Source organism: Pseudomonas sp. GM41(2012) (assembly GCF_000282315.2).
GTDB lineage: Bacteria > Pseudomonadota > Gammaproteobacteria > Pseudomonadales > Pseudomonadaceae > Aquipseudomonas.
In genome coordinates, this window is the sequence record NZ_AKJN02000002.1 from 82,853 (window position 1) to 96,681 (window position 13,829).

Genomic DNA, 13,829 nt, shown 5'->3' on the forward strand with positions numbered 1-13,829 from the left:
GGTTGTTTAATCGCCCGGCCTCACAGCCCCAGCGACAAGCGTAATTTTTCTTTCCAGCCCAGCGGGACATGCTCGCGCAGCGGCGCACGCAGGGCCTCGACAATCGCATGTCCGACAGCCCGGAACGTGTAACGCTGCTCTACCAACGCCTGACCGGCCAATGAAATGGTCTCGGTCAGCTGTGGGGACTCGCGCAACACCGCCAGTTTTTCCCTGAGTTCGTCGCGGGTTCGATAGAGCACGATGTTGTGCATATCGACAAACCCCAGCGCGCGATTCTCTGCTTCCCCTTGATCGTAAGCAAACAGCACACAACCACAGGCCATGGCCTCGAAATTCTTGATCATGTATTCGCCCATGCCAACGTCGGCACTGACGAAGTAACGGATCCGGCTCAACGTCTCGCAGTATTCCTCACCCGACTTGGTGCGTGTGATCAGCAGATTCTCCACTTCGGCCACGGACTCAAGCATGGCCTTGCGCCCGGCATACGCCACGCTGTTGAGACTGCCGACAAAACCCAACTCGATATCCCGTTCACGCTGGCAGTTTTGCAACAGTGCCTGATCGTAGCCCTTGGGCACGAAATGCGCGTCAAACCCTTCATCACGCAAGCGCTGGCTGACCATGAAGCCCGAGCTGATCACCCGCACCCAAGGTAGCTTGCGGTAATGCGCACTGAACTTGCCGGTGTACTTGCACGGGATGTAGTTCTGGTACGCATCGTGTTCCAGAATAACCAGATTGGGCAGGGTTTGTATGAACCTCACCTGTCTGATTTCTTTTTTGAAGCGCAGGAAAAAAACAATCCGGTCGTAGCGGGTCACATCGACATGCTTGCGAAAGTATCCACGCAAGTCGTCCTGCTCCGCGCTGGTCAGCTCGCGCTTGTCGCAGTCGCAGTGCTCGGCGATACCGTCATACAGTCGATCGAGGATCGCTCGCTGCTCTTTCTGCACCAGAAACAGAACTTTCAATTGGTCTCTCTCTTTCCAGACAGCTCTTGGACCCAGAATAATTCGTGGCGTCGCACCGCTTTGCGGAAGAACTCGTTTTCGCCGAAAGCCGGCCAGTGTCGGGCCGCCAGACAGCGTTGTATCGCCCGGCGAAGTAGACGCTTGAGGGGAAGTCGGGGCTGAAGGTCGTGCATCATGCCCAACGACATAGCCTTGTGCCACTGTTTTTCGGTCGACAAACAAAGCGCCCAAGGACGCAACGGTTCGTGATTATTGATCTGTGGCGGCAGTGTCACACCGGTCCCGGCATCACCCATTGGCCAGCGATCGTTATCGTGTAGATGATTGGCGTAATGCAATAAGGTTTCGGGCTGCCAGGCTGTACCGTTCAATGCCTGCATCACCGCTTGCTGGGAGCATAGATGGTCTGGGTGCGGGTCGAAACGCGGATGTGGCAAAACGATGACTTGAGGCTGGATACGCTCGATCAACTCACTCAGGTCGGCCAAAAGGTTGTTCCAGGACGGTATGCCATCGACGTCACTGCCCAGGGTAAACGGATTGAACCGTCGAAAATATCGGGTATCACCCAGTTGTGCCTCACGAGACCCCACGGCCTCGGTCGGCGTGCTTTGCATGGTGGGCAATTGCAGGCAGAAATAGCCCAACTGAATGCAGCGTTCCTGAGGTACACCGCCCCACAGCGGCACACTGAGACTGTCCCAGGCGCGAAGCGAGCCTTTCAACCGAGACGCTTCGACGCCATTGAGCCCCATTTGCTGATAGTGCCCGGCCTCGATTTCACCGGCGGTCAGGGTCACGATCCAGCTTTGACTGGCGCTGCTGTACAAGCCGAATGCGGCCAACTCGGCATCGTCGGCGTGGGGCGCGATCACCATCACCCGTTGACGGCTGTAATCCGGATGCTCGAATGCCCTGAGCACCGGCTCACCCAGCAGTCGGCAGAAACGCCCACGCAGGCGTAACTTACCTCGCGACAGAACCTGCGCCTGACCACTGAGGTTGAGGTAACGCAGGCCGTTCACACCACGTTCGAACGTTTGTCGGTCCGGGTTATCCCCACCCGACAACTCGACTACGGGATCGATGAAGCGTCCCAGCCAAGTGCTTTTTATCCGCAGCGACAAGACCAGCGTGGCGTCGTCGACCAGCATGACGCCGTCGTCCAGGCGCAAACGCTCACCGTCAAGGTGAACCTTGGGCTGCTGGGTGTACGGTGGAAAGCTGTACTGATAATCGTCTTTGGGCGAATAAAACAAATGGTCGGCAAACCAGGCCTCGTGGGCAATCCAGCCCAGAACCGCGAGCACCAGCGGCAGCCACCAGGTCACCAAAACACCCATGGCAATCAATAGCACCAGCGCGATGAGCAGACCCATGCGTTTGGTGCGTCGATGGCGCTTGAGCAATTGCTGCTTGCGGTTCATGGGCTGACTCATACGGTGAACACCGGCACAGGATTGCACCAGCGATCCTTGTATTCACGGTCGGCGCGACCGAAAGAAAAGCGCAACGGTTTGTCCAACGCCCGGGCATGCTCCCAGGCGCTTTGCGTATTGAGAAAGCTCAGCACGCTGCCCGGACTGAATTCGCGGGTTTCGGGATCGACGCCGCCATTGATGTACTCGACGCTGATCCACTGCGGTGTCTCGACACGGTAGACCAGTTGAATCGCTATTGGCGCATCGTTGAGAAAAATCACCGAGCCGATCAGCAAATCACGCAGTAACTCGATGACCTCAGCCATGCGCTCGGCCCCCGTCGCCGGGAAGCCCCAGCGACGCTGGAACAGGTCGCAATAGATCGCCGCCAGCTCACTGCTGGAAAACTCGGCGACCGGCCGAATCACTCCGCCCGCTTCTTCCAGCAATCGCAATTCACGGCGCTGGTTGTAGCGAAACTTCTTCGACAGTTCTTCGGGAGTACGGGCCATCGCCAGTTGTTCAGCTTGCAACTTGATGCCAGTGAAGCGGCCTTCATTCAGCGCCGACAGGTAGCGTCCACGATGACGCAGCGGCGCTTGTGCATCGGCAGCGGCCGGCAGGATGAACTCGGCATTACCGAGGTCGAACAGGCCTTTTTTGCCGCAGCGCTTGAGCACATCCTTGGACAAGGCCAGGTCGCGGCCCCAGGTCGGGATCGCCGCTTTGACTTCTCCGTTTTGCTCCCAGGCCAGGTAGCGCACAGGAATGTCGGCCAACTGCGCCAGTCGCTCGACCACCATGGGATGAGTGGCGACGCTGCCGCCATATCGTTGCCAGGCCTCGGCATATGTCGAGGCGTCGACTACCGCCCAGCCACGTTCGCGCCAGCCTTGAAATCGGTTGAGCATCAGCCCCTCGGCGCCAGTTCGGTAACGTGCGGCAAACGCCAGAAGGCATCGCGTACCGCGCGGTCGGAGAAGCGTTCACGCAAGCGATCGAGCATCAGCTCGGCACACTGGTGACGTTGCTGCTCGTCCATCGCGGCCAGATGTTGCAGCCCTTGAGCCAAGTGTTCGGCATCACCCAACGGGAACAGAATACCGACGCCCTCGACCACTTCCTTTGCCCCGCCACACGCCGTGGCGAGCAAGGGCACACCGGCAGCCATGGCCTCCAGCAACACCATGCCGAACGGTTCGTGATCGGAACTCAGGGCAAACACATCGAAGGCACGGAAATAGCGTCGGGCTTCAGGCACCTGACCGAGGAACAGCACGCGGTCGCCGATACCCAACTCACGGGCCAGGGCCTTGAGGTCCTGTTCCAGTCGACCGGCACCGAGAATCACCAATTGACTGCTGGCCGGCAAACCCGGCAACGCCGCAGCAAAACCGTGCAGCAGCGTGGTCTGATCCTTGTCCGGATGCAGCCGTCCGACATTGCCGACAACCCAGGCATCCGGCGCCAGGCCGAGGGTTACCCGGGCCTCGCGAACGGATACCTGGCTGTCCTGCAAGGTCTGCACATCGATACGGTTATAGAGCGTCTGAATCCGCGCCGCCGGCCACTTCGGCAGGCAATGGCGCATATCGTCGCGCACCGCATCGGAAACCCCGAGCAGGCTCAGGCGCTTGCGGAAAATATTGGCGAAGAGTTTGCGCGTGCCGCGCTTGTAATCGTCAAACGCGTGATGCACGCCAATCACCGGCAACGACGTACCGAGCAAGGCGATATAAATAGGTTTGAAACGGTGAGCGATGCAAAAACTGAAATTGCGCGAGGCGGCGATCTTGCGCAGATCGCTGATGGCGCCCAGCTTCAGGCCACGAATGGCCTTGGAGCTGTATTCCATGAACAGCACTTCATCGGAAGCGCAGCCCGCGGCAACTTCGGCATCGGCGGCCCCGGTCAGAAACACCGTGGTCACTCGATAACCGGTCCCCGCGAACAGGCTGGCGTACTGCCGGGCGCAGTCCAGAAACGGCCCGTCATAGCCGTGACAGAACTGCAACACATGGCGTTCAGCCGAGCGTGTCATATGCGTCCGCGCCCTCTTTGACCACCAGGATGTCTTCCATGATCAGATACTGTAGATCGGAACCGAAGAACATGTTCAGGGCGTCCGTCGGCGAGCAGATCATCGGTTCGCCACGACGGTTGAGCGAGGTATTCAGCGACACGCCGTTACCGGTCAGCACTTCCAGCGCCTTCATCATGTCGTAATAGCGCGGGTTGTATTCGCGCTTGAGCACCTGGGCCCGGGACGTACCGTCTTCATGGACGACTTCCGGCACGCGGGTCTTCCACTCTTCCGCCACTTCAAAGGTGAAGGTCATGAACGGCGCCGGGTGATCGATCTTGATCATCTGCGGTGCAACGGTGTCGAGCATCGACGGGCAGAAAGGCCTCCAGCGCTCGCGGAACTTGATCTGGTGGTTGATGCGGTCAGCCACGCCAGTCGCACTCGGGCAACCAATGATCGAACGACCGCCCAAGGCGCGCGGACCGAACTCCATGCGGCCCTGGAACCAGGCCACCGGGTTGCCATCGACCATGATTTTGGCGATGTTTTCCGGCATGTTCTCGAGCTTGCGCCAGACCGGCTTGCTCGGGTGACGGGCACACGCGGCAAGCACGTCTTCGTTGGTGTACGACGGACCGAGGTAGACGTGTTCCATCTTCTCCACCGGCACACCACGGGCGTGGGACACATAGGCCGCCGCGCCGACCGCGGTACCGGCATCGCCGGACGCAGGCTGTACGAACAGTTCTTTAACGTCATCGCGGGCGATGATTTTCTGGTTCAGCTTGACGTTCAACGCACAGCCACCGGCGAAGGCCAGCTTGCCGGTTTCCTTGAGCACGTCGCCCAGGTAATGGTCGATCATCTGCAGCGAGATCTTTTCGAACAGCGCTTGCATGCTCGCGGCGTAATGGATGTACGGCTCGTCAGCGATGTCGCCTTCGCGCTTCGGCCCCAGCCACTCGATCAGTTTCGGCGAGAAGTAGAAACCTTTGCCTTTCTCTTTATAACGACGCAGGCCGATGACGTTGGCGTAGTCGGTGTTGATCACCAGCTCGCCGTTCTCGAACGAAGCCAGGCGCGAGAAATCGTATTTGCTGGCATCGCCATACGGCGCCATGCCCATGACCTTGAACTCACCGTCGAGCATCTCGAAACCGAGAAACTCGGTGATCGCGCCGTACAGGCCGCCGAGGGAGTCCGGATCGAAGAATTCCTTGATCTTGTGGATCTTGCCGTTTTCGCCGTAACCGAAAAAGGTCGTGGCGTACTCACCCTTGCCGTCGATCCCCAGGATCGCGGTTTTCTCTTTGAAACCGGAACAGTGGTAAGCGCTGGAGGCGTGGGCCAGGTGATGCTCGACCGGCTCGATCTTGATTTTCTTCGGATCGAAACCCAATTGCTCGAGGCACCAGACAATCTTGTTGCGATAGCGCTTGTAGCGACGGTTGCCCATCAGGATCGCGTCGAGCGCGCGGTCCGGGGCGTACCAGTAACGCTTGGCGTAATGCCAGCGAGCCTTGCCGAACAGGCTGATCGGCGCGAACGGAATCGCTACCACATCAACGTCGGATGGCTTGATGCCGGCCTGCTCGAGGCAGAACTTTGCCGACTCGTAAGGCATGCGGTTCTTTGCATGTTTATCGCGCACAAAGCGCTCTTCCTCAGCCGCCGCGACCAGCTTGCCGTCGATGTACAACGCTGCGGAAGGATCATGGCTAAGGGCGCCGGACAGGCCAAGAATCGTCAATGCCACAGGGGTCTAGCCTCTTTAGTCTGCATGCAGGCGCAAAGCGCCTCAAAGATTAATGTGCCCTCGCAAAGGGCGAGTGGCAGCTAAAGGGCGGGATTATAGCTTAAAAGCGACGGCAAGCCTCTAGCGGGAAGTGGCAAGCTGGCGCGTTGACAGATGACGGACCTCGACATAGACTCCTGCGCAAATGGACTGGGGGATCCCGGTCGGCGTTGTGGCCTCGGTGAGTTTCACCGGGGCTTTTCGCTTTCTGAGAGAGGGAAAATTTTTAACCCCCAATTCTCGAACCCCTCTCCCACATTGTTACGCCCACCACTGCAGTAGAACTTGCGCTTGAGCACGTCAAAGGCACGATTTTCTTGCCCCGACCGCAAAACGCTCATACCAATGGGTCTTGCAACAAGATCCGCTAGCTGTAACCCCGTGGAATTCACTTGTTTGGTTGCAAAGACGATGTCGAACGGCAGTTGTATGCCCAATCTGTTCGCGCCATCGCACATGCGACGGAACTCCAGTTCAAGCTCATTATCCTCCCGCTTCCCTCGACGCTCGAAAATCACATGAGTTAAAACGCTCTGTTGATTCTTTTCCTGCAAATACTCATAAAGCGTTTCAAGGCAGAATCCGAGCGCGACGTGATAAGGATTGTGGACAGGACCTTGCTTTTCGCGAAGAGCGGCTTTGTCGATAACGCAGCTGATCAGGACGAAATTGCTGGCCTCAATGATTCCCGTCAACTCATCGAGAAAGGCATGCTTGTGTTGCCTTGATGTGAAAAGACTGGAGAACGCTCCCTTTTCTTTTCGAATTTCCAATTCATGCAGACCGATCAGGTCATGCCCCATATGATTAAATTTGAACTTCTGAAGGGCAGGAATTACCTTTTCGCAATAATGCCTTTTATGAAACACACAAAATGCCAGCACAAACATTGGGTAGTTTGGATCTAATGTTTGCATCCCATGATCGCCGCTCTCATCCACATAGATTATGAAATCGCTGTACCTCCCGGACGGAGGTAAAAGCTTTTCCGCCTCAACATTAGTTTCAGCTTCGCTTTCGTTTTCAAAAAGAAAAAACTGTTGAGAGGGCAAAGTCGGGGTCGACACGAGCTATTCACCTTTTGTTCTTCGAGCCAAGTGCGTCAGGTGTAGCACTGACACGCCGGAATACAAAAGAGTTACCCGCGGCCTGCTCGCCAATAGATGCTGAGATTGCCGTCAGTAGCCTGGCGGTAAATCGTATAGGGCAGGAGGACGGTATCGAAAACACCCGACAGGGTGAAATCCACCAATACGAACGGCAAAAGAATACCCGTGGGATCAGGTGCTGCATTTAATACGCAAAAGTCGAACGCCAGACCACTGTAGATGCGCGGGATGGACTGACAGTAGGTTTTTTGCTTTCTAAGACTACGAGCCGCGTCTTCGTCATCCTGCAGCACTGTAATAGCGGTCCCGCAGCCTGATAAAACCAGTGCAAAAGTGCTCAGTAACACCGTCATTTTTATCGTCAAAATCTGCCCTCCGTGAACGTCAGGCAAACTAGCATCGCGGCTATTCAGGGCACAGTTCACGGGTTCTGCAGATCATGTAGGACATTTCATAAGAACCTGTCCCTTAATCTCGGGTGGCTGTTCTGGCCCCATCGCGAGCAGGCTCGCTCCCACAGGGGATCTTCGGCGTGACATAAATCCAGTGTGGGAGCGAGCCTGCTCGCGATGGGGATTCAGGCAGCGCTAGAGATATCTTTGGGCAAACGCTGATCAATGACCTGATAAAGCGCACTGCTCTCAGGCCAGTTACGCATGAACCTTGCCCGATCCCGCGCATAGGCCGGGGCGAAGCTGCTGAGCGAGGCATGCTGACACATCGAATCCAGATCGATCAGTGCCCAGCGATCATGCTGCCAGAACAGGTTATGCCCCTTGAAATCCCCGTGACTGATCCGCTCGCCAATCAGCTCGGCAAACAAATGATCCAGCGCCAGCAATTCGGCTTCCGGTGCCTTGCCGTTTTCAACGTAAGGTGCAAATCGCTCGATGATGTCCGGCCCCGGCAAATACTCGGTCACCAGATAAGCCCGACTGCGCAACCAGAGAAAACGCTTCTCCAGCAACGCCAATGGCTTGGGCGTGGCGATGCCGAGAAACGCCAGGCGATTGCCTTCGCGCCAGGAGTGCCAGGCACGACTCGGGCGCCAGAAACGTTTGAGCCAGTGGGCAAAACCTTTGATGTTGTAGCGCTTGATCACCAGCGTACGACCCGCCACCTCGACCTTGCCGACGCTCGCCGCGCCTCCGGTCTTGTACAGATGGCCCTGATCGAGCAACGCATCGGCCTGCGCCAGCACCGGCAGCATCGCCGCTTCTTCCTCGCGGCGAATCGCCCGCAAGCCGAACGCTCCGCGCTGGACACTGAACAGCGTGCATTCGCGACCAATCTTGATCAGATAGTCCTTGAGACGCCAGCTGCGGATCTTGTCGATCTGCTTCTGCAACGCTTCCATGGGTAAGGCATGCTCGCCGTTGCTCAACAGGTAATACACCAGCAATTCTTCGGTGTAGGGCTCCAGCGACTTGGGCAACTGGGCGAAAAACACCCCGAGGTTTTCCAGGACTTTCTGCCGCGAGAGCGGCTGGCCAGGGGTTTCGGAGCAGACGCCGCCGCCATCGATCAAATACAACCGGCCGCGCTGGCGCAAGAGGTTGTCCAGGTGCAGGTCTTCCTGCCAGAGCCCCTTGCGATGCATTTGGCCGATAGCGCCCAATGCCTCAGCCAGCACAGCCCCTTGCATATCCGCCAGCACCGGCAAATGCTCGACCTGTTTCCAGGTTTCACCGAGGCTTTCGGCGCCCTCGATGAACTCGAACAGCAGCCAGCCGCCCTCGCCGTCCTTCAGGCCGTCGGCCAACAGTTGCGGCGTGGTCAGGCCTTGGGCGGCGAGCAAATGCACACCGTTGCGTTCCCGCTGAAAATGCCGCGCCGCTTTGCTGCCGACCAACAACTTGGCCAGCACCGGCCGGCCACGCCAGACGCCGGCACCGACATAACGCTGCCCCGGCAACACCCGCAACAGACTCAGCAATTGCAGCTCAGCGGGGCCGGCGGCATCGGCCAGTGGAATGTTCAGCGGCAGGCGCGGGCTGCGTCCTGCGTTTTTCAGTTCCGACAAACGCATCAGCGCGTCTCCTTATGAGTGCGCCGCGCGGTCAGTCGCGCCAGCCAGCTGTCGATCAGCGAGCTGTCTTGCGATTGATCCAGATAGGCGGCCAGCAGCTCGCGCACCTGTGCTTCGCTCCACTCAGGCGCCCGACGCAGCAACGGCTCCAGGTCTTTGGCCCGATCACGCAGACCAAACAGCAACGGCCGGGTCTTTTCCAGGTCGATCAGCTGGGCCAGGTAACCGTCGCCGGTGGCTTGGAGAAAAATGTGCTTGGGGTAGAAACAACCGTGAACCTGACGCGCGCCGTGCAGGCGCCGAGCCAATTGCCCACAGGCCTTCAGAATGGCCGAATGCTGCGCCGAACTCAGGTCCGACCAGCGCTGCAACAGCGAATCCAGGTCATCCCAACCGTCCAGGGCACGGGTCAGCAGAATCGCCCGGACTTCGCCGTCGACTTTGCGCTCACCGAAAAACGCCGCTTTCAACGCTGGAATACCGAGCTTTTCATAGCGACTGATATTGCGAAATTCACGGGCAAAGCTCGGCTCACCAAAGGGCGCATGCAAGGTGCGCATCTGGTAGTTGCTCTGGCGTTTGAGGTAGTAGCCATGACCTTCCAGATCCAGCCGGAACACGCTACTCCAGCCACCGCGACCGGTGTTGGGCTCGTCCACAGCGTCGAGCTGCTTGGCCCAGAGTGCGTCAAAGGTGCCGAGACCGTGTCGCTCAAGCAGCGCACGGTCTTCAGCCGCCAGAAAATCAGTCATTCGCGTCCCTCAAAAAATCTCACCACGTGCCGAATCCGTTTTTTGTCGGCGGCATTCAGCCGATCACACTGGCGGTATTGCAGGTAAAAGCGCAGGCGCTGGGTAGCCGACAAGTGATACTTGGCGACCTTGTCCAGACAGGCCAGGTCCTTGGTGATCCGGTACTTGAGCCAAAAGCCGCGCCAGAAATCGCCATTGGGGCAGTCGATCAAAAACAGCCGGGGCTCATCGTCGATCAGCAGGTTGCGCCACTTCAAATCGTTATGGGTGAAGCGGTGGTCGTGCATGGTCCGGGTATAACCCGCCAGCTGCCGGCTGACGTTATCGACCCAGGCGCGGTCCGCCAGTTTAGGATCATGGCGCTCGGCCAGGGCCGACAAGTCTTCGGTATGCGGCAGTTCACGGGTGATCATCGCCCCGCGATCGTACGCCGCACCGCGACGTTCCAGGCCCCAGGCCACCACTTCGGCGGTCGGAATGCCCCACTTGGCGAAGCGCTTGAGGTTCTGCCACTCGGCTTTCACCCGAGGCTTGCCCAGGTAACGGCGCAGACCTTTGCCCGCACCCACGTAGCGTTTGACGTAATAGTTGACGCCATTGCGCTGGACGCGAATGACCTCGGACAACAGGTCGCGCGTCAGGCGTTCACCCTGAAGCGCAAACACAGCCTCAAGACTGCCGAAATCTTCTGCCAGATCGCTGTACTCAGGCTCCAGTGTCCAACCCGCCATCAGAGCGCATCCCCGTATCGCTGTTTACGGTCGTAGAGTTTGTTGGCCTTGCCTTCGAGCCAGGCGAGCAACCCGGCTTCTTCACCCAGAATCTGGCGCAGGGGCTGCTGGAAATATCCCTTGAGGAAACGCAGTTTGTCGCGACGGGTCAGGCCAATGTCCAGCGCCGAAAAATACAGGGCCGCCAGGTCCTTGTTGCGCCAGCGCCGGGTAATCGTCGGACGGGTCTGCGCGCGGTGCAGGTCGATCACCGAGAGCCTGAAATCGTCGGCCGTCACCGGCTTGTCGGTGTGCAGCAGAAAGTGGCAGATGTAGCAGTCGCGATGGTTGACGCCGGCGCGGTGCATCATGCCGGTCATGCGCGCGACTTCGGCGATCAGCGCGCGTTTGAGTTTTGGCTCGGGCGGGTGCTTGACCCAGTCGATGCTGAAATCTTCGAGGCTGACAGTGGGCGCCAGCTCTTCGGTGATGATGAACGAATGCTGGTCCGCCGGGTTGCTGCCCTTCTCGCCATAAGCCACGGCAGTCATGGTCGGCACGCCGACTTCTTGCAGGCGCTGGATGGCCTTCCATTCCTGGCCGGCACCGAGCACCGGCAGCTTGGCGGTGAGCAGGTTCTTGAAGATCTCGCCCCAGCCAATGCCACGGTGGATCTTTACGAAAAAGCCACTGCCATTGACTTCGGTACGCAGCGTCCGGCGCGCTTCAAGTTCGCGGTATACCTCGCCCTGGAGGCCCTCGACTTCGGCGAACGGGTCGCGTCCGGCCCAGAGGCTCTTGAACGGTTCAGCCAGCATCAACTTCATTAAGCGTGCTCCGCCAGAATCACATCGGCCGCGTGCTGCGGCATGCTGTAGAGGTCGGCCGTCTCGGCGAAGGCCAGACCATTGCGGCTCCAGGCCGCCCGTGCTTGAGCGTCGTTCAACATACCGGTCAGGTACTGGGTCAGCTGCGCCTGATCGAAAGGCTCGTCCAGCACCAGACCGGCGTCGGCCTCGGCGATGTAATGGGCGTAACCACACACCGCGCTCACCAGCACCGGCAACCCGGCCACCAGGGCTTCGAGCAACACAGTCCCGGTGTTTTCGTTGTACGCCGGGTGAATCAACAGGTCGGCGCCGAGCAGAAAACGCGGGATGTCGCTGCGGCCTTTAAGGAACGTCACGTTGTCGCCGAGCCCCAGTGTGGCGCTCTGCATCTGGAATAATTTGGGGTCGTCCTGGCCAATTACAAACAGCCGGGTGCGTCTCTTCAGATCGGCGGGCAATGCGGCCAGCGCCTTGAGGCTGCGATCCACACCCTTGGTCTTGAACCCGGAGCCGATTTGCACCAGCAGCAGCTCATCGTCTTTGAGGTTGAATTCGCGACGAAACTCGGCACGGATCTCGGCGGCATTGGCCGGCGCGCGACGGTCCTGGGAAATGCCCGGTGGCAGCAAATGGAAGCGTTCCAGCGGCGTGTCGTAATGCTTGATGAACAGCGGCTGCTGGACTTCGGAAATCATCAGCACTTCAGTCTCGGCATCCTTGGCGAACACGGCGCGCTCGTACTCGGCGAAGTGCCGGTAGCGGCCCCAACGACGGTACAGCGAGTTACGCAGGTTTTGCGCCTTGTCTTCGAAGCAGCCGTCGGCTGCGTAGTAGACGTCCAGACCCGGCATTTTGTTGAAACCGATCAACCGATCCACAGGACGCTTGGCCAGATCCGCTTCCATCCATTCGCTGAGTTTCTCGTTGCGTCGATGATTGAAGAACGCCTTGACCGGCGCCACCAACACTTCGAAGCCCGGCGGAATGTCGCCTTCCCAGATCAGCGTGTAGACCCGAATCTGATGGCCGCGCTGCTGACATTCCAGGGCGATGCGCATGAAATCGCGCTGCAAGCCCCCGAATGGAAAGTACTTGTACAAGACGAATGCCAATTGCATCAGCGCAGCTCCTCAGCCAGTAACAACGTGCTCAGTCGGGTCGCGACACGCTCGGGATTCAGACGCGTGAAGCACAGGGGCCACTCGCGTTTAAGGTCAAACTGACGGGCATCTTCGGCCGTCGGTTGATACGTACATTTCTTTTGCATACACGGCGCGCAGGGGAAATCGCTGGCCATGTGAATCTGCGCTTTACCATAGGCGCCGGTCAGGCCCGGGTTGGTCGGGCCGAACAGCGACAGGGTCGGCACGTCCAGCGCAGCGGCGAGGTGACCGAGACCGGTGTCCACCGCCACGCAGGCTTGCGCGCCGGCCAGCACTTTGCCGACACCCGCCAGATTCAGCTTGGGCAGCACTTCGACGTGCCTCATGTCTTTGGCGATGCGCTCGGCCCGGGCTTTCTCGATCGGATTACCCCACGGCAGCTTCACCGCGACACCGAGATAGCCGACGCGCTCGGCCAACTCGCGCCAGTAGGCTTCAGGCCAGTGTTTGGTGTCCCACGTGGTGCCGTGCAGGAACACCACGTAAGGATTCTTGCGCGGCAATTCCACCAGTCGCTCGATGTTCAGGCCGTAATCGCCCAAGCCTTTTGGCAGGTCGTAACCCAGGGCCACGGCGAACAGCTGACGCACTCGCTCCACCGCGTGCTGCCCACGCGCCACGGCCAGACGCCGGGAATAGAAGCGTGCGGCAATCGGCTCGCGGGCCGAGTTTTTGTCCAGCCCGGCCACCGGGGCTTTGGCGTATCGGGTCAGCAACGCACTTTTGAGCAGGCCCTGGGCATCGATCACCAAATCATATTTGTTGGCGCGAACGCTTTGCTTGAAGCGCTTCCACTCGCCACTCTTGATGGTCTGCCAGATGTTTTTGCGCCAGCGACGGATCGCCACCGGAATCACCTTGTCCACGGCCGGGTGCCAGGTCGGGATTTCGGCGAAGCCCTCTTCCACCACCCAGTCGAACTGGATGCCGGGGATCGCCCGTGCCGCGTCGGTCAGCGCCGGCAACGCGTGAATCACGTCGCCCAGCGAAGAAGTCTTGATCAGCAGTACCCGCAAA

At 59.0% G+C, this 13,829-nt stretch carries 13 protein-coding genes; all 13 read right to left on the minus strand.

Features of this window, described 5'->3' with window-relative positions:
• Positions 1–20: 20 nt before the first annotated feature.
• On the minus strand, positions 21–977 hold the full coding sequence (locus tag PMI27_RS28465) for a glycosyltransferase family protein (RefSeq protein WP_008146239.1): 957 nt from the start codon (positions 975–977) through the stop codon (positions 21–23).
• The gene (locus PMI27_RS28460) at positions 974–2,404 is read right to left on the minus strand and encodes a PIG-L deacetylase family protein (protein ID WP_008146242.1); all 1,431 of its coding nucleotides are present in this window, start codon (positions 2,402–2,404) and stop codon (positions 974–976) included. The genes PMI27_RS28465 and PMI27_RS28460 overlap by 4 nt, the downstream gene beginning before the upstream one ends.
• Before the next feature lie 8 nt (positions 2,405–2,412).
• On the minus strand, positions 2,413–3,309 hold the full coding sequence (locus PMI27_RS28455) for an antimicrobial resistance protein Mig-14 (protein ID WP_008146244.1): 897 nt from the start codon (positions 3,307–3,309) through the stop codon (positions 2,413–2,415).
• Positions 3,309–4,439: a glycosyltransferase gene (locus tag PMI27_RS28450; RefSeq protein WP_008146246.1), complete on the minus strand. Its 1,131-nt coding sequence runs from the start codon at positions 4,437–4,439 to the stop codon at positions 3,309–3,311. Before PMI27_RS28450 ends, PMI27_RS28455 begins: the two co-directional genes overlap by 1 nt.
• Positions 4,423–6,180, minus strand: a complete 1,758-nt coding sequence (locus PMI27_RS28445) for a carbamoyltransferase family protein (RefSeq protein WP_008146248.1) — start codon at positions 6,178–6,180, stop codon at positions 4,423–4,425. Before PMI27_RS28445 ends, PMI27_RS28450 begins: the two co-directional genes overlap by 17 nt.
• A 227-nt stretch (positions 6,181–6,407) precedes the next feature.
• Entirely contained in the window at positions 6,408–7,286 is an 879-nt protein-coding gene (locus PMI27_RS28440; protein ID WP_008146250.1) for a DUF3800 domain-containing protein, read from the minus strand.
• Between the two features lie 71 nt (positions 7,287–7,357).
• The gene (locus PMI27_RS28435) at positions 7,358–7,693 is read right to left on the minus strand and encodes a YceK/YidQ family lipoprotein (RefSeq protein WP_008146253.1); all 336 of its coding nucleotides are present in this window, start codon (positions 7,691–7,693) and stop codon (positions 7,358–7,360) included.
• Positions 7,694–7,905: 212 nt separating this feature from the next.
• Positions 7,906–9,357, minus strand: a complete 1,452-nt coding sequence (locus PMI27_RS28430) for a lipopolysaccharide kinase InaA family protein (RefSeq protein ID WP_008146254.1) — start codon at positions 9,355–9,357, stop codon at positions 7,906–7,908.
• The gene (locus tag PMI27_RS28425; protein ID WP_008146257.1) at positions 9,357–10,109 is read right to left on the minus strand and encodes a lipopolysaccharide kinase InaA family protein; all 753 of its coding nucleotides are present in this window, start codon (positions 10,107–10,109) and stop codon (positions 9,357–9,359) included. Before PMI27_RS28425 ends, PMI27_RS28430 begins: the two co-directional genes overlap by 1 nt.
• On the minus strand, positions 10,106–10,840 hold the full coding sequence (locus tag PMI27_RS28420; protein WP_008146259.1) for a lipopolysaccharide kinase InaA family protein: 735 nt from the start codon (positions 10,838–10,840) through the stop codon (positions 10,106–10,108). Before PMI27_RS28420 ends, PMI27_RS28425 begins: the two co-directional genes overlap by 4 nt.
• Positions 10,840–11,646, minus strand: a complete 807-nt coding sequence (rfaP, locus tag PMI27_RS28415; RefSeq protein ID WP_008146261.1) for a lipopolysaccharide core heptose(I) kinase RfaP — start codon at positions 11,644–11,646, stop codon at positions 10,840–10,842. Before rfaP ends, PMI27_RS28420 begins: the two co-directional genes overlap by 1 nt.
• Positions 11,646–12,767: a glycosyltransferase family 4 protein gene (locus tag PMI27_RS28410; protein WP_008146263.1), complete on the minus strand. Its 1,122-nt coding sequence runs from the start codon at positions 12,765–12,767 to the stop codon at positions 11,646–11,648. Before PMI27_RS28410 ends, rfaP begins: the two co-directional genes overlap by 1 nt.
• Positions 12,767–13,828: a lipopolysaccharide heptosyltransferase RfaC gene (rfaC, locus tag PMI27_RS28405; protein WP_008146265.1), complete on the minus strand. Its 1,062-nt coding sequence runs from the start codon at positions 13,826–13,828 to the stop codon at positions 12,767–12,769. The genes PMI27_RS28410 and rfaC overlap by 1 nt, the downstream gene beginning before the upstream one ends.
• Between the last annotated feature and the right edge of the window lies 1 nt (position 13,829).